Raw genomic sequence first — 15,983 nt, 5'->3', positions numbered from 1 at the left:
CGGGAGCTTTCGCTTGCCTATGCTTAATATTATGTTAACTCATCCGTGATGGTATGTCTTCTAAAAAATCCTACAATGTCTTGACACTATCTTTCTGTCTGGCAGACGTTGACAATGCCGGAGAGCGCTTTATATAATTAACTCAAAAGTTAGCGCGTTCAAATGAATGCATCCTCAATCAACTGCCCTGGGATCAACCGTCAAAGTGAGAGGTGCTGCAGTATGCATGACAAATGTTGCCTAGACTTCCAAGCCGCTGTCGACCAATACCTCATTCGCCACCGGAGTATATTGGATGTATTGACCAAGTACCAGGAGGCAACCGCCCGGGTTAACCGGGCCGTGGCCAAAGCCGTCACCGAGTGTGGCTGCATAACCGTCCAAGCATCGCGGCCGCAAATCCCCCCGAATACAACATACAGTGAGCTCCGTCACTTTATGTCTTCGCACCTTTCCGGGCAGCCCTGTACTGCCTGTCAGGAAATAATCGCCAAGGAACTGGGGCATAGCCTGTTCTATTTGGCCGCCCTATGCAATCTGACCGGGCTCAACCTTCATGACATCGTGCGCCAGGAACGCAGCAATCTCACCACCCTTGGCGCCTACCACCTATCATGACAGGTATTCGCTACCTTACCTAACCTTTACCGTTTTAAAAGCGCAACCGGCTATCCGGTTGCGCTTTTTTACATAAAGGACCCCACCGGCGGATATGATAAAAATAATGTTAGCAGAAGAGGTGTACTTATGCGCTGCATCTACGTCTTCGTTCTCCTGCTACTGTTCATGGTCGTCGCTCCGCCGGGACGCGTAGCCGGCAGCCCTTATAACAGCTCTGAGCTGGTCTCCGGGTACATGACGATCGTTGATGAGAAAGGTAGTGTCATATTTCAGACCGGACTGGAAGTCCACCCGGGTGATGAGTTTATCGACGAAAATGACCGGGTTTACGAAATAACAGCCGTGGAGGGAACGCTGGCCAAGGCCCGCTATGTGCGCGATGAAACGTACAGTAAAAGCGAAATTGCCGCCATCCCGGCGCAAGCCCCCGCGGCCCCGGCCCAGCCACCGCTTATCGCCATTTACCATACCCACACCGACGAATCCTATATCCCGTCTGACGGCAAAGCAACCGACCCGGGAAATGGCGGTGTTATGCTTGTAGGCGACAGTTTCGCCAAACGCCTGGAAGAACTGGGCGTTGCCACCGACCACAGCAAAACCCTCCATGAACCGCATGACGCCAACGCCTATCAACGCTCCCGCCGAACCGTTATGAAATTGCTGGAACGCAAGCCGGTGGCCCTGTTTGACATTCACCGCGACAGCGCGCCGCAAAGCGTGTATACTACTACAATTGCCGGCGCGCCAGCCACCAAGATTTTGCTGGTTGTCGGCCGGCAGAACCAGAACCGGGAAACAACTATGGCCTTTGCCCGCCAGATTAAAGACGCCGCCGATGCCAAATACCGCGGACTTATCCGGGGCATCTTTATTGCCCATGGTAACTATAACCAGGATCTCAGTCCTCGGGCCATGCTAATCGAAATTGGCACCCAGTACAATTCCCGCGACGCAGCCGAACGCAGTGCTGCCTTATTTGCCGACATTGTGCCCACTATCCTTAACGGCAGCCGGCAAGGCGCCGGCGCCGCTCCCGCGGCGCCAGACGGTGCCGCCATAGGACTATCGGAGTCACCCAATGCCGGTATCGGTCGCGACATTCTCGTCATTGCCGGCGCCTTAATCGCCGGCGCCGGCGCCTTCCTCTTCCTCAGCACCGGCAGTTGGCAAGAAGCGAAAAGCAAGCTGGCGCAGTTTAAAGCCAGAGAGTTTAAAGACCTACTTGGGTTTCGCCGCAAACGCAAACGTTAAGGGAGGCTACGCTCTATGGTTCGCCGCCGTCGCTTGTTCCTTATCTTGGGCACTTTGGCCATAGGCGGACTTCTCTTATGGATCCTTTTGTCCTATCTTCCCCTTCATATACTTTCGGTGCACCAAAAACCGGAACAGCCGCCGCAAAAAATTTATGACTATTATATCATCATGGAGGAAACCACCGGCGCCGTACTCATGCGTGTCCCGCTCATCGTGAGCGTCGGCGATGAACTGATATCGGAAGATAACAAACGCTACCGCATTGTCAAGGTAGAAGAAAACCGGGCCTATGCCCGGTATATTGAAGATATAAATATTGACCAGCCAAAACCACAGCAACGGGGCAGGTAATTATTGATAAACAGGGACGACCTCAACAAAAATAAACCTATAAATCGGTGCATGATTATCAATGACGGATTTCGTAGTATTGTAATAGTTCGCTTACGGTTATGAGAGTATACCCTCTTTCCCGCAACCGGTCAATGATACCCGCTACCGCCTCCGGCGTAAAATTGGCGCAGGCCCCTTCGTGCAGAAGGACAATACTGCCCGGTTCAATTTTCCTCGTGACCGCGTCAATAATTTGATTGGCGCTCCGTCCAGACCAGTCGCGCGGATCGATTGACCATAGTACGGTTGTGTAACCACGCTGCTTTAGTTCGGCGACTAAGCGGTCGTTATAGCCGCCGCCGGGCGGGCGAATGAGCGTAGGCTTAGGCGCTGCGGCGCCAATAGCCTTTTCGGCTTTATCTATTTCTTCTGCAAATTCTCCGTGAGACAACTTATTAAGAAACCGGTGTGTGTAGCCGTGACTTGCCACTTCATGGCCGTTCGCCACGATCTCGGCCAGTAGCCCGCGATAGTTTTCCGCCTGGGAACCTAAAACAAAAAAAGTTGCCTTTACCTGTTTGGCCTTAAGCACTGCTAACAGCCGTAAGGTAGTATGCGGGTCCGGCCCGTCATCGAAGGTAAGCGCCGCCACCTTGTGTGTAGTCGGCACTTTTTTTATTACTTTCGCCGTATCCAGAAAAGCCTCGTGAGCCATTACCATACTGACAATACCCGCTATAACCAGAAAACTCCACAACAGGGAGCGAGTAAACCTCATGAAACTAACTCCCTTCATAGCTAACGCTAAACCGTCACAAACGAAAAAAAGAAGAAAGATAATGTATAACTAGATGCCTAAAAGATCAAGCATTTGCCTGTTAACGACGCCGTTAACCTCCAAACCTTTGTCAGCCTGAAAAGCGCGCACCGCCTCTTCGGTTACGGCGCCAAATATGCCGTCAGCCCGCGCCTTAAGGTAGCCCAGCTCTTTAAGTTTAACTTGCAACATGACGACATCGGCGCCGGTCATTTCTTTTTTCAGGGTCCGCTGTACTTTTACCTTGGGCCCGACAATTTTTACCTCCGTCCCGATTGGCACCCATTCAAACAGTTCTTCCACATCTTTATTACGCATGCGGATACAGCCATGACTGGCGAACCGGCCAATCGACCACGGGTTGTTTGTGCCGTGGATTCCATAAATTCCCCAGGGAACATTTAATCCCATCCAGCGCGTACCGAACCCCGATCCCCAGTTATAGTCTTTCCATACGACTTTCCATTCCCCCACGGGAGTAGGTGTTTTGCTTTTTCCGACCGCGACACGGTATTTTTTGTAAAGCTGTCCGTCGTTATATACTTCCAAAATGCGCTCAGGCACTTTTATGATAATACTAACTGTACCTGTCGGGGCAGTAGTAGGCTGGTTGGAGATGGCGGCCAGCTCCCGTTCATCAATTGTATATTCCAGCCCCAATATACCAAGATAGAGACCGAGCAGTAATGCGGCCACGCCAAAATAGAGCTGACGCCGCCTGATTTTTAACGAAAAAAACTTATTCATTATCCCCCTCCACCAAAATGCTGCAATCTTACCCGTTAATATGGGTATTGTGGCGCGCAAAAATATATGATTTAATTACGCGATATTTCGCCGATGGCGGCAAAAAAAATCCGCCAATCGAAAAACCCCTTGCACCCTAAAACGAATGCAAGGGGTTGTGATACAATAGTATAGACCCGGATCAACCATGACGGTCCAGCAGGGCTTGTTCGCGCACCCGCTTGAGACCGTCTTTTATTGTTTTGGCGCGCACTTCGCCGATACCTTCCACTTCGTCCAGTTCGGCGATAGTAGCATTGTAAATGCGGTGCAATGTCTTAAAATGAGCTACCAAGTTTTCTACAACCAGCATGGGCAGCCGGGGAATACGCCGGAGCACGCGGTAGCCCCGCGGCACCACCGGTACATCGAGGGCATTGGCGGTAACACCATAGCCGAGCAGCCGGCTAACGGCAAGGGCATCCAAATTTTCTTCCGGCAATGCGGCCAGCTGTTCCCGCACCTGTTCCTGCACCTTGGGGTCAGCGCTTGTGCAGTAATCCTTGATGAGCAATTGCTCCTCGTCTTCTTCGGGCATAAGCTCTTCCATCTGCATACTGACCAAGCGGCCTTCACTGCCAAGTTCGATGACATGCCGCTCTATTTCCCGGGCAATGCGGCTCACTTGCTCGGCCCGGATAATGGCTGCGGTGACGTCGGTAAGCGTTACTAAATCCTCAAACTCCAAAGCGCTGAGGGTCGTGAGACTGCGGTTAAGAACGCGCCGGTACTTCTCCAGTGTCTGCAGGGCCTGGTTTGCCCGGCTGAGGATGACCGAAATGTCTTTGAGAATATAGCGCATATTGTCAAGATACAGGGTAATGATATGGCGCCGCTGGGAAATGGCAATAACCAGCGCCCCTGTCTGCCGGGCTACCCTTTCGGCGGTGCGGTGGCGCGTTCCTGTTTCAGCGGTGGGCATAGTGGCGTCAGGTACCAGCTGGGCATTGGCGTAGAGGATGCGTTTGGCATCATGGGATAAGACAATGGCCCCATCCATTTTGGCCAGTTCGTAAAACCCGGACGGGGTGAAATCGCAGTTTAAGGAAAAACCGCCGTCCACCAATTCCATAACGGCCGGCGAATCGCCAATGACAACCAGCGCTCCCATTTTCGCCCGCAAGACGTTCTCCAGTCCTTCCCGTAGCGGCGTGCCGGGCGCCAGCGTCCGGATGGCCCGGATAAACCGGCCATCCCATACGCGTTCCTGTCCTTTGATCATAAAAATACCGCCTCCATTGCCTCTTCCACGCTGCTCACGCCGATTATTTCGAGCCCTCGCTGCTTGCCCTTCACGCCGCTTACATTGCCGCGCGGCACAATAATCCGCCTAAACCCCATGGTTGCGGCCTCGCTGATCCGCTCGTCAAGCCGTGAGACCATCCGCACTTCCCCCGTTAGCCCCACTTCGCCCATGACGACAGCATCGTCTACAACCGCAACATTGCGAAAACTGGACGCAATTGCCAGCGCCACGGCCAGATCGGCGGCCGGCTCGGTCACCCGGATGCCGCCGACCGCGTTGACATAGGCGTCTTGATTGCCTAGCATTAGCCCCACTCGCTTTTCCAGAACAGCGAGCAGCAAAATGAGGCGGTTGTAATCAAAGCCGACGGCCATGCGGCGGGGCATGCCAAAACAAGTAGTACTGACCAGAGCCTGAACCTCAATCAAGAGTGGCCTCATTCCTTCCATGCAGGCCATTACCACTGACCCTGGCGCCTCGCGGGGCCGCTCGGACAATAGCAATTGAGAAGGGCTGGCCACTTCGCTCAGCCCGGTTTCTTCCATGGAAAAAATGCCGCTCTCGCTCGTCGAGCCAAAGCGGTTTTTCATGGCCCTGAGTACGCGAAAAGCATAACTCCGTTCCCCTTCAAAATAAAGGACTACATCTACCATATGCTCTAACAGCCGGGGGCCGGCGATATTGCCTTCTTTGGTCACATGGCCAATGACGGCAATGGGGATACTGGTTTCCTTAGCCAACCTTAGCAGCTTGCCTGTCGACTCGCGCACCTGGCTTACACTACCCGGTGCCGCCGCAATCTCTGGGCTATACATTGTTTGGATGGAATCGATTACCACCAGCGCCGGCTTCATGTTGGCCGCCGTCGCCGCAATTTCGTCCAGGTTGGTTTCGGTCATGATATAGAGGGTATCCTGCAAACTACCGAGCCGCTCGGCCCGCATCCGCGTCTGAGCGGCCGATTCCTCACCGGACACGTACAACACCCGGCCCTGCCGCTGGCTCACTCCGGCGGCCACCTGCAGCAGCAAGGTGGACTTGCCGATGCCCGGATCGCCCCCAATCAGGATCAGCGCTCCCGGCACAATGCCGCCGCCCAGTACCCGGTCAAACTCATTTATGCCGCTCTTAAAACGCGGCACCGCCGTAGTGTCTACTTCCGTGATGGGACGGGGCTTACTGGGAGTCACATATTTTATTTTGGCCGTCGGCCTGGCTGCCAATTCCTCGACCAGCGTGTTCCAGGCGCCACAACCAGGACAGCGCCCCAGCCACTTGGGCGAATCGTAACCGCACTCCTGGCAGATAAACGCAACTTTCATTTTGGACAAAAACAATTGCTCCTTCCGTGAAAAAAGCACCCACATGAGTGAGTGCTTTTTTCGCCTTTGCCGACTTTATTTCCTGCTAACTCCCTTTTTTGGTGAAGGTCAGTTTGCCATTTTCATCGGCATCCACAACTACCGTGTCACCACTCGTAATGTCTTGGCGCAGCATTAGTTCGGCAATTTCATCCTCGACCATCTTCTGGATCGCCCGTCTGAGCGGCCGCGCGCCGTAGACATGGTCGCGCCCTTCCTTGACCAGTTCTGCTTTGGCCCGCTCGGTCACTTCCAGTTTAAGGTCGGTATCAGCCAAGCGCTTGGCAACGCTTCCCAGCATGAGCTCGACGATTTGCTTCAGGTCATCATCGGTTAGACTATTGAATACGATAATTTCATCAACCCGGTTGATGAACTCCGGCCGGAAGGTACGTTTCACTTCCTCCATCACCCGCGCCTTAGCCGCCTGCGCATCGTTTTGCTCCTTATCGGCCAAAAAGCCAAGGGCAGCGGTGTCTTTGCGCAGATGGGAAGCACCGGCATTGGAGGTCATAATTATAACCGTATTGCGGAAGTCGACGGTCCGTCCCTTGCCGTCGGTCAGGCGCCCGTCTTCCAGGACCTGCAGCAGAATATTGAAGACATCGTAGTGCGCCTTCTCAATTTCATCCAGTAAGATAACGGAATAAGGGTGGCGACGGACGGCGTCGGTCAGCTGGCCGCCTTCTTCATAGCCGACATAGCCGGGCGGCGCGCCAATCAGCCGCGACACCGTGTGCTTTTCCATGTATTCCGACATATCAAAGCGGATCATGGCCTCTTCTTTGCCGAACAGTGCTTCCGCCAGCGCGCGAGCCAGTTCCGTCTTGCCGACGCCCGTCGGACCCAGGAACAGGAAAGAGCCAATCGGCCGTTTAGGATCCTTAAGACCGGCGCGGGCGCGGCGGATGGCTCTGGCCACCGCCTTGACCGCATCGTCTTGGCCAATGACCCGCCGGTGCAAAATTTCCTCCAGCTTAAGCAGCCGCTCCGATTCTTCCTCGGCCAGTTTTTTCACCGGAATGCCGGTCCACTTCGCGACAATTTCGGCAATGTCCTCTTCGGTCACAATAACCTCGCCGCTGCCGCGCTGTTTCCAGTCCTTCTGCCTTGTTTCCAGCTCCTGCCGAATTTGGTCTTCTTCCCGCTTGATCCGGGCTGCTTCTTCAAACTCCTGGGCGGTAATGGCCGCCTGTTTTTCCGCTAGCAGTTTTTCCAGTTTCTTCTCAAGTTCTTTAACATCCGGCGGCAGCGACACCGCGCGCAGCCGTACCCTTGATGCCGCTTCATCCATTAGGTCAATAGCCTTGTCAGGGAGAAACCGGTCGGTGATGTAGCGGTGCGACAATTTTACGGCGGCAACAATAGCTTCGTCGGTAATCTGCGCTTTATGGAAAGCCTCATAACGGTCGCGCAGGCCGCGGAGAATTTCGATGGCGTCCTCGACCGACGGCTCGCCTACCATGATCGGCTGGAAGCGCCGTTCCAGGGCGGCATCCTTTTCTATATGCTTTTTGTATTCGTCCAAAGTGGTGGCACCAATGGTCTGCAGTTCGCCGCGCGCCAGAGCCGGTTTGAGGATGTTGGCGGCATCGACGGCCCCCTCGGCGGCGCCGGCGCCAATAAGGGTATGGATTTCGTCAATAAACAGTATTACGTTGCCGGCCTGGCGAATTTCGTCCATGATTTTTTTGAGGCGCTCTTCGAATTCACCGCGATATTTGGAACCGGCCACCAGCGAGCCCATATTAAGGGATACTACCCGCTTGTCACGCAGCGTTTCCGGCACTTTTCCCTCCACAATCCGCTGCGCCAGGCCCTCGGCGATGGCCGTCTTGCCAACGCCCGGCTCGCCGATCAGCACCGGGTTGTTCTTGGTGCGGCGGCTGAGAACCTGAATAACGCGTTCGATTTCGGTTTCCCGGCCGACAACCGGGTCAATCTTGCCTTCCTGGGCCAGTTTATTGAGGTCGCGGCCATATTCATTAAGAAGCGGCGTATGGGTATTGCCGCCGGCCATTGCTGCCCCATGCCCCGCCGGCATCGTACCGGACATGACAAAGCCGCCCAAAAGCTCGATTACCCGCTGCCGGACTACATTTATATCGGCGCCGAGGCTATTGAGCACTTGAGCCGCCACGCCCTCCCCTTCGCGGATAAGGCCCAGCAGGATATGCTCGGTGCCAATATAGTTATGGCCCAACGCGGCGGCTTCCTGTACCGCCAATTCCAGCACCCGCTTCGCCCGGGGCGTGTAGCCGATTTGCTGCTGCGGAGCTTCGCCGCGGCCGATAATGGCTTCGACTTGGGCCCGTACCGTCTGCAGGCTGATATTCAGCGACGCTAATGCCCGCGCCGCTACCCCTTCGCCTTCATGGATAAGACCAAGCAGCAGATGCTCCGTACCGATGTAATTATGGCCCAGCCGCATCGCTTCCTGATGGGCCAGTGCCAGTACCTTTCTTGCCCGTTCGGTAAACCTGTCTAACATTTATTTCCCTCCTCTGGTTTTATTATCTTCTAAGCGTTGACGAATTATTTGGGCGCGCAAGCGGTCGCGCTCCGCCGGCCCCAGCTCGGCCCGTCCGGCCAATTTTTGCAGAAAATTGGGCCTGGTTGTGACTAACAATTCGTTGAAAATCACCGGTGGTACTTCGTCGATGATTTTTAAATCAATGCCGAGCCGAACTTCGCTAAGCATGGATAGGGCTTCCTGGCCGGATAAACTGCGAGCATACCGCAGTACGCCGTAAGCTCGCCATACCCGGTCGGCCAGGACGTCCCGCGACTCGGCCAGCAGTGCCTGCCGGGCCGACCGTTCGTGATCAACGACTTGCCGGGCAACGCTGTACAAATTTTCGACGATCTCCTGTTCGCCGTGACCAAGGGTAAGCTGGTTGGAAATTTGAAAGATATTGCCGACGGCTTCACTGCCTTCGCCGTAAATGCCCCTTACGGCCAGACCCAATTGCGTGGCAGCGGTCACCAGGCGGTTAATTTGGCCGCTTAGTACCAAAGCCGGCAGATGCACCATGACCGAGGCCCTCAGACCTGTACCAAGATTGGTCGGACAGGCCGTAAGGTAGCCCATCTGCTCACTAAAAGCGATATCATGCCGTCCTTCGATAGCATCATCGACTTTGTTGGCCCATTTAAGCGCATCGTTTAAATTCAGGCCGGGGGCAAGGCACTGAATACGCAGATGGTCTTCTTCATTAATCATAATACTTACCGCAGCGTCGTCACGGACGATCAGGGCCCGGTTTTCGGCTTCTTGCGCCAAGTTAGGACTAATGATGTGTTTCTCCACCAAGACATACCGTTCCAGCGGCGATAGTTTCTCCATCTCGATAAACAGATAACGGTGTCCGTCAAGATTGGTCAAGTCATTGACCGATTTGCGCAGCTGGTCCACGATGGCGGCAAGCTGGCCGCCTTTCGCCCGGTTAGGGAACGGAACAGCTTCAAAATTACGCGCCAAACGGATCCGGCTGGAAAGGACAATATCGCCGTCCGGCCCGCCGCCTGCCATCCAGGGATTAAGCGGCTGATCGAGAATGTTTTCGAGCGCCATGCGATCCTCCCCCCTTTTTTAACTCTGACTGTTTAGTTGTTTTTCCAGGCTGCGGATTTCATCCCGTACACGGGCGGCCTGTTCATATTCCTCGTTGGCCACATGCCTGGAAAGCTCCTGACGCAGGCGCTTAAGACGCTGTTTTAGCTCCAACTGGCCGCCGGCGCGCTTGGGGAGTTTACCGGTATGGACGCTCGCGCCGTGGATGCGGCGGAGCAGCGGCTCAAGACGCTGGCCGAAGGCGCCGTAACAGGCGCTGCAACCAATGCGGCCGGTGCGGCTAAAATCCTGATAGGTCATGCCGCAATTCGCGCACGCCGGCTGACTCTGGGCAATATGGCCCTCTCCGAAACCGTGAGTAAACATTCCCTTGAGAAAATCATGAACCGAAAACTGCGGCCCAAAGGAAAAACTGCCTTCGCCGCTCGCCTGCGCGCACTGCTGGCACAAATGTTTTTCCACCTTGTGATTATTGGTTATTTTGGTAATATGGACCGATGCCGGCCGTCGTTTGCATTCATCACACAACATCCCGATCCCCCCTAACGCAATTTCTCGTGATGAGCCAAACCCATTAGCAGCGAGCGAACGATGCGCGCCCGGTCTTCGGCATCGACATAATCGTAAATTAGCTTGAAAAAGTGAAGCATGAGCGCCGCCTCCCGGCCGGTGAGCAAATTATGCCGCCGCAGCCGGTCTGCAATCATTTCCAATTCGTCGTAGGTAATATCCGGTCGCACGCTGCGCGCCACATCCTCAAACAAAATCTCGGCGAGCGGAATACGGGCAATGCGGATATAGCCGCCGGAGCCTCGCCGCGACTCGACAATAAACCCCCGCTCAACCGTAAAGCGCGTACTTAGGACGTAACTAACTTGCGAGGGCGCGCACTCAAGCTCGTCGGCAATTTCGTTGCGTTTGAGGATTATGACTTCGTCCTGGCCAGTTTCCAGCTTATGCAGAATAAATTGTTCTATGAGGTCGACCAGGTTGGCCATGGCTTTCCCCCCCACGAGTTTGACTTTTTTTGACCTTTGATTTTATTTTATTTGACTTTTTGACTTTTTGCAAGAGGGTTGCAGAAAAATTTTACAAAAAAATTAACCCAAAAATATTATGGCCGCTTATCAATAAAACGATAAGCGGCCGTGTTGACGGTATTATAGAACTTGCAAAACCAGAAACTTGAGATAATGGGTTTCCGGCGCCGCCGGCAAAATGGGGTGGTCTTTCGCCTGCGTCCGGTATTCGACTTCGCGGATAGTGCGCCGCGTGTCGCGGGCGGCATCGACGACAATGGCCTTAAATAACTCGCGGTCCATGTGGTACGAACACGAACAAGTAATGAGAAAACCGCCGGGGCGGACAAGCTTGAGCCCCCGCAGGTTGATTTCCTTATAACCGCGAGCTGCGCTCTCGATCGTGCCGCGGCTTTTGGTAAAGGCCGGCGGGTCAAGAATGACGATATCGAACTGCCGGCGTTCATCGGACAGCTCCCGCAGCACATCAAAAGCGTTCGCGACTTCGAAAGAGCAGCGGTCGGCCACGCCGTTGAGGGCCGCATTTTTCCGCGCCAGTTCAATCGCCAGGTCAGAAATGTCGATAGCCTGGACGCGCTTGGCCCCGTATACGGCGGCGTGGACAGCGAACGAACCGGTGTGGCAGAAACAGTCCAATACTTCGGCGCCGCCGGCAATATGGCGCAAAAACCGTCTGTTTTCCCGTTGGTCGTAGAAAAAGCCCGTCTTTTGGCCGTTTTCGATATCGGCGTAAAAGGGCAGACCATTTTCCCGTACCTGAATAAGCGTAGGAAACTGTCCTTTGAGATACCCCTTGCGTTGATCCAACCCTTCGAGCTCCCGCACCGGCACATCGTTGCGTTCGTAAATACCGGCGGGACACAAGAGTTCGTCGAGAATATCAACAATGGTTTCCTTAAATCGGTCAATGCCAAGCGCAAGGGTTTGGACAACCAAATAATCACCGAATTTATCGACGATGAGCGCCGGTAAAAAGTCGGCTTCGCCAAAAATTAGCCGACAGTATTCCGGCTCGTCGAGGAAGCGCTGACGGTACTGCCAGGCCGCCTCAATGCGTCGCTTGAAAAAAGCGCGGTCGATCGGTTCCTGCTCGCGCGTCAAGAAGCGCACCAGAATCTGCGACCGCGGATTGATGTAGCCCCGCCCGACAAAGCGGCGGCGGTGGTTATAAACGTCGACAATATCGCCAGGGCTAAAATCGCCTTCTATTTTGTCGACTTCGGTCTGATACAGCCAGGGGTGGCCGCTTTCTACGCGGTGCTGTGCCCCTTTGCGAATATATACATTACTGGTTGGTTCCACTTTTTTTCATCTCCGGTATTTATTTTTCCACCATTGATAAGCCAGGTACAAAACGGCAAGAGTGACAAGAGCGCCGTTGACGGTGCGAAACTCACGGCCAAAATATTCCGGTTCCCAATAAGAAACCGGGCTTTGCACCGTCAGCATCGACAACGGATAAAGAAAAAAATTGCTATAAGCGGCATGAGTAATGCCGTCGATAAAAAGGTGCAAGCCCCAGCCGATGACCAAAGGCTGCGCTTTCCTTAGCGATGGCAGCAGCGATAGGCCAAATGCCATACCCCAGACGACAACGGAATGACCGATGAGGTCAATCTGGACGGCCCAGGGGTAGAACGGGAGGTAACTCAAAAAGACGGCAGGCGTCAGGCCCGGGATTTCACCCAGACCAATATGCCCTTGGACCACCATTAGGCCCAGCACAATAAAGTAGACATAATCAGGAAGCATCGAACCAATGACAAATTGCCAAACTGCGGGATGCCGCCTGGTAAAAAAGTAGGTCCAAAACCCGTGGTGAAATGTAAACATGCCTACCTCCGCCGCCCTTTTTTGTGGCTGCAAATTAGTGTAACACGGGCAACCGGGCAATATGTAAGAGAGGGCCAATGCCCTCTCTCTTTATAGTTGCTATTTGGCGGCCAATACCTTCATTGCGAAATCATAGCCAAACTGGAAGCATTTTTCCTTTTCCTGGCTGTCCGGCGCCCATTTTAGGGTCAGGCCGGACTCGACGGCTACGCCGGCGCCTTTCAACAATTCTTCCATGTCCTTTTGGGCGCCGCCTCCCCAACCATAGGCCCCGAAGCAAGCGCCCGTCTTTTTAGTGGGGCGCAGTCCTTTGAGATAGACGAGCAAGGCGCCAATGCTCGGCAGCATGCCATTATTCAGGGTCGAGGAACCAACCAACAGACCCTTTGCCTCCAGAATATCCGCAATAACTTCGCTACGGTCCGCGGCCGACATGCGGTATAGTTTGCCGATAGCCCCGGCGGCAGCCACTCCCTCTAAAATATGGCGCGCCATCTTTTCCGTGCTGCCCCACATGCTGTCATAGGCGATCACGATTTTGTCGGTTGCGTAGCCTGTCGCCCATTGCTCATACTTGGACAAAATTGCCGGGATATGGCTGCGCCAGACAACGCCGTGGCTGGGAGCAATCATGCGAATGGGGAATTGGGCGGCTTTTTTCAGCGCGCCAGGAACAAGCTTGCCATAGGGCATCAGAATATTGGCGTAATACTTGGCCGCTTCATACAGGACTTCGTTAATGTCATTCTCATCGTCAAACCGTTTGGTCGTCGAAATGTGCTGGCCGAAGGCATCATTAGAAAAGAGGATTTGCTCACCATCGAGATAGCTAACCATCGAATCTGGCCAGTGCAGCATGGGCAGGGGGAGAAAATGCAGCTTATTCCGGCCGAGGTCGAGGACGTCGCCTTCTTTAACTACCTGGAAATTGTATTCTTTTTGATAGTACTTTACGATGCCTGCCTTGCCGTGTTCGGTCAGCAGCACTTTGGCCTGCGGGGCCCGCTCCATGAGGGCGGACAAAGCGCTGGAATGATCGGGCTCGATGTGGTTGGTAATGACATAGTCAATGCGGGCCGGATCGACATGCTGGGAAATGCGCTCAATGAATTCAGCGGCAAAGGGCGCCTTGACCGTATCAATGACGCATACCTTCTCGTCGACAATGAGATACGAGTTATAAGTCACCCCGCGCGGCGTAGTATACCCGTGAAAATCGCGAACCGTCCAGTCGACGGCGCCTACATAGTAAATCCCTTCAGCAAGTTTTACGTTATTCATTTATCCACCTTCCTATTCACTTTTCTTTTAAAGTAATGGCTTGCCAGGCGTTGCTATGGTCGCCAGGCAGTCCAGTTCTTCGCGGGTCGGACACCCGGCGCCCCATTCTTGTTTGATATAACACATCATCATGGGAAAAATTGTACATGAAGAACACTATTCCTGCAAGATATTCATACATTACATTAGCAAAACATCATGTCATCCAGTCATAAGTAGTATATCTCAATAAATTAGGTATCAACCAACAACGGGAAATTTTTCTCGTGATTTTTTTTAAATATCTCTTTACATTCCTGTCCAAGCAATTTATAATGAAAAACTGTATAATGCATATAATAAACGGCGTAATACTGCTAATCCTACAGCAAAATCACGCTTTTCGTTGGAAAAGCACTGAAATTCCCGCTTTTTTGAGGAAAAGTATACGCCTCATTTAAAAAATCCAGGTAGAAGGGGCGATGAGTGATGAAAGTAATTGGCAAACATCTCACTGTTGACATGTACGGCTGCAGCTTCGAAGTGTTGGATGATCTGGAGTTCGTAAAGAGCGCCATGATCACGGCCGTCAAAGAAGCGAATATGACCCTGCTCGACTTTTCGTCCTATAAGTTCGAGCCGCAGGGTCTGACTGCTTTGGCGCTGCTGGCCGAAAGTCATATGAGTATCCACACCTACCCTGAATTGGGGTATGCCGCAGTAGACGTGTTCACCTGCGGCGACCATAGCCGCCCGGATAAAGCGGTTGCTGTTCTCAAATCCTTTTTGAAACCGGAGAAAACGAAGACAACAAATATTAAGCGCGGCGATTTTGGCGCGGAAAAAGATATGAAGCCAAAAGTGTCGGTTAGTATTGCCCCACTGCGTCGGGTACGCAATACAGGTGCAAGAGTACTAAACTTTCTGCGGACAAAGTAATAGATCTAAACAATAACAGCCAGCATATGTTTTGCTGGCTGTTATTGTTTAGATTAAAAATTTTTAATGGACAGGCAATTTTTTACTTGACAACTTTTGGGTTATAGATAATAATATTCCATAGAGAATAATAATAAATTATATATGGAGGGAATTGAAATGTCTAACACTGAGAAAAACCTTGCCACCGCTTTTGCCGGCGAATCCCAAGCCAACCGTAAATACTTGGCTTTTGCCAAACAAGCCGAGCTCGAAGGCTATCCACAAGTAGCCAAATTGTTCCGCGCCACTGCCGAAGCCGAAACGATCCATGCTCTGGCCCATCTCAAAGCCATGGGCGGCATCAAATCAACGGCCGAAAACCTGAAAGCTGCTATAGCCGGTGAGACCTATGAATTTAGCGAAATGTACCCGCCCTTCATCCAGGAAGCAGAAGCCGAAAATAACACTACCGCTCTGCGTTCTTTTAAATTCGCCAATGAGGCCGAGAAGGTTCACGCCGAACTCTATCAGAAGTATCTTGATAACCTGGAAAAGAAAGAAGTCGTAGACCTTTACCTTTGCACCGTCTGTGGGCACATTAACGAAGGCGAAGCTCCGGAAAAATGTCCCATCTGCGGCGCCAAGGCCCAAGCGTACAAGAAAGTAGACTAATAAAAAATGCCGCATCTTGCATGCGGCATTTTTTATTAGTCTTTTTCATTGCACAATCTCAGATGGCCTCATGTAATATATTGGCTTTCATCGGGTTTTAACCTCCATGCCGATATGAAAACAGCTATAATTACAAAAAGAGCACCTAGTGTTAGGTGCTCTTTTGTGTAACCGGCGTCTACCTATCCTCCCAGGCCGTCTCCAGCCAAGTACTTTCGGCGTTTACGGGCTTAACTGCTGTGTTCGGTATGGGAACAGGTGG

Annotated in this window: 16 protein-coding genes and 1 rRNA gene; 5 read left to right on the top strand and 12 right to left on the bottom strand. The window is 53.0% G+C overall.

Annotated features, from left to right (window positions below):
• The first annotated feature begins 222 nt into the window (after nt 1–222).
• The 3 genes from BLQ99_RS14255 (at nt 223) to BLQ99_RS14245 (ending at nt 2,229) form a co-directional block, all read left to right on the top strand.
• Nucleotides 223–618, top strand: a complete 396-nt coding sequence (locus BLQ99_RS14255; protein WP_093692129.1) for a nucleoside triphosphate pyrophosphohydrolase family protein — start codon at nt 223–225, stop codon at nt 616–618.
• Nucleotides 619–747: 129 nt separating this feature from the next.
• Entirely contained in the window at nt 748–1,875 is a 1,128-nt protein-coding gene (spoIIP, locus tag BLQ99_RS14250; RefSeq protein ID WP_093692127.1) for a stage II sporulation protein P, read from the top strand.
• A gap of 15 nt (nt 1,876–1,890) precedes the next feature.
• Entirely contained in the window at nt 1,891–2,229 is a 339-nt protein-coding gene (locus BLQ99_RS14245) for a stage II sporulation protein P (protein WP_093692125.1), read from the top strand.
• A 58-nt stretch (nt 2,230–2,287) separates the two neighbouring features.
• On the opposite strand, the gene BLQ99_RS14240 is transcribed toward BLQ99_RS14245, so the two are convergent.
• From BLQ99_RS14240 to BLQ99_RS14190, 11 genes are all read right to left on the bottom strand, one after another.
• The gene (locus tag BLQ99_RS14240; RefSeq protein WP_093692123.1) at nt 2,288–2,989 is read right to left on the bottom strand and encodes a polysaccharide deacetylase family protein; all 702 of its coding nucleotides are present in this window, start codon (nt 2,987–2,989) and stop codon (nt 2,288–2,290) included.
• Between the two features lie 69 nt (nt 2,990–3,058).
• On the bottom strand, nt 3,059–3,775 hold the full coding sequence (locus tag BLQ99_RS14235) for a L,D-transpeptidase family protein (RefSeq protein WP_093692121.1): 717 nt from the start codon (nt 3,773–3,775) through the stop codon (nt 3,059–3,061).
• A gap of 181 nt (nt 3,776–3,956) precedes the next feature.
• Nucleotides 3,957–5,036, bottom strand: coding sequence for a DNA integrity scanning diadenylate cyclase DisA (gene disA / locus BLQ99_RS14230; protein ID WP_093692119.1), 1,080 nt, complete (start codon nt 5,034–5,036; stop codon nt 3,957–3,959).
• Complete coding sequence (gene radA, locus BLQ99_RS14225; RefSeq protein ID WP_093692117.1) at nt 5,033–6,391, bottom strand: DNA repair protein RadA; 1,359 nt, start codon at nt 6,389–6,391, stop codon at nt 5,033–5,035. Before radA ends, disA begins: the two co-directional genes overlap by 4 nt.
• Before the next feature lie 76 nt (nt 6,392–6,467).
• The gene (locus tag BLQ99_RS14220; protein ID WP_093692115.1) at nt 6,468–8,912 is read right to left on the bottom strand and encodes an ATP-dependent Clp protease ATP-binding subunit; all 2,445 of its coding nucleotides are present in this window, start codon (nt 8,910–8,912) and stop codon (nt 6,468–6,470) included.
• Complete coding sequence (locus BLQ99_RS14215) at nt 8,913–9,995, bottom strand: protein arginine kinase (RefSeq protein ID WP_093692113.1); 1,083 nt, start codon at nt 9,993–9,995, stop codon at nt 8,913–8,915.
• Nucleotides 9,996–10,013: 18 nt separating this feature from the next.
• Nucleotides 10,014–10,526: a UvrB/UvrC motif-containing protein gene (locus BLQ99_RS14210; protein ID WP_093692111.1), complete on the bottom strand. Its 513-nt coding sequence runs from the start codon at nt 10,524–10,526 to the stop codon at nt 10,014–10,016.
• An 11-nt stretch (nt 10,527–10,537) separates the two neighbouring features.
• The gene (locus BLQ99_RS14205; protein WP_093692109.1) at nt 10,538–10,993 is read right to left on the bottom strand and encodes a CtsR family transcriptional regulator; all 456 of its coding nucleotides are present in this window, start codon (nt 10,991–10,993) and stop codon (nt 10,538–10,540) included.
• Between the two features lie 162 nt (nt 10,994–11,155).
• Nucleotides 11,156–12,337: a class I SAM-dependent rRNA methyltransferase gene (locus tag BLQ99_RS14200; protein WP_093692107.1), complete on the bottom strand. Its 1,182-nt coding sequence runs from the start codon at nt 12,335–12,337 to the stop codon at nt 11,156–11,158.
• 6 nt (nt 12,338–12,343) lie between these two features.
• Nucleotides 12,344–12,868, bottom strand: coding sequence for a hypothetical protein (locus BLQ99_RS14195; protein WP_093692105.1), 525 nt, complete (start codon nt 12,866–12,868; stop codon nt 12,344–12,346).
• A gap of 99 nt (nt 12,869–12,967) precedes the next feature.
• The gene (locus BLQ99_RS14190; protein ID WP_093692103.1) at nt 12,968–14,149 is read right to left on the bottom strand and encodes an FprA family A-type flavoprotein; all 1,182 of its coding nucleotides are present in this window, start codon (nt 14,147–14,149) and stop codon (nt 12,968–12,970) included.
• Between the two features lie 468 nt (nt 14,150–14,617).
• Here BLQ99_RS14190 and speD point away from each other — a divergent pair, with 468 nt between their 5' ends.
• Both speD and BLQ99_RS14180 read left to right on the top strand, forming a co-directional pair.
• Nucleotides 14,618–15,067: an adenosylmethionine decarboxylase gene (gene speD / locus BLQ99_RS14185; RefSeq protein ID WP_093692101.1), complete on the top strand. Its 450-nt coding sequence runs from the start codon at nt 14,618–14,620 to the stop codon at nt 15,065–15,067.
• Between the two features lie 159 nt (nt 15,068–15,226).
• Entirely contained in the window at nt 15,227–15,721 is a 495-nt protein-coding gene (locus BLQ99_RS14180) for a rubrerythrin family protein (RefSeq protein ID WP_093692099.1), read from the top strand.
• 169 nt (nt 15,722–15,890) lie between these two features.
• Here the strand turns inward: BLQ99_RS14180 and rrf are convergent.
• Nucleotides 15,891–15,983 (bottom strand): 5S ribosomal RNA (gene rrf / locus BLQ99_RS14175); the annotation flags it as partial.

The organism is Sporolituus thermophilus DSM 23256 (genome assembly GCF_900102435.1).
In the GTDB taxonomy this organism is placed as follows: domain Bacteria; phylum Bacillota; class Negativicutes; order Sporomusales; family Thermosinaceae; genus Thermosinus; species Thermosinus thermophilus.
This window is presented reverse-complemented; position numbering and strand designations above follow the sequence as displayed.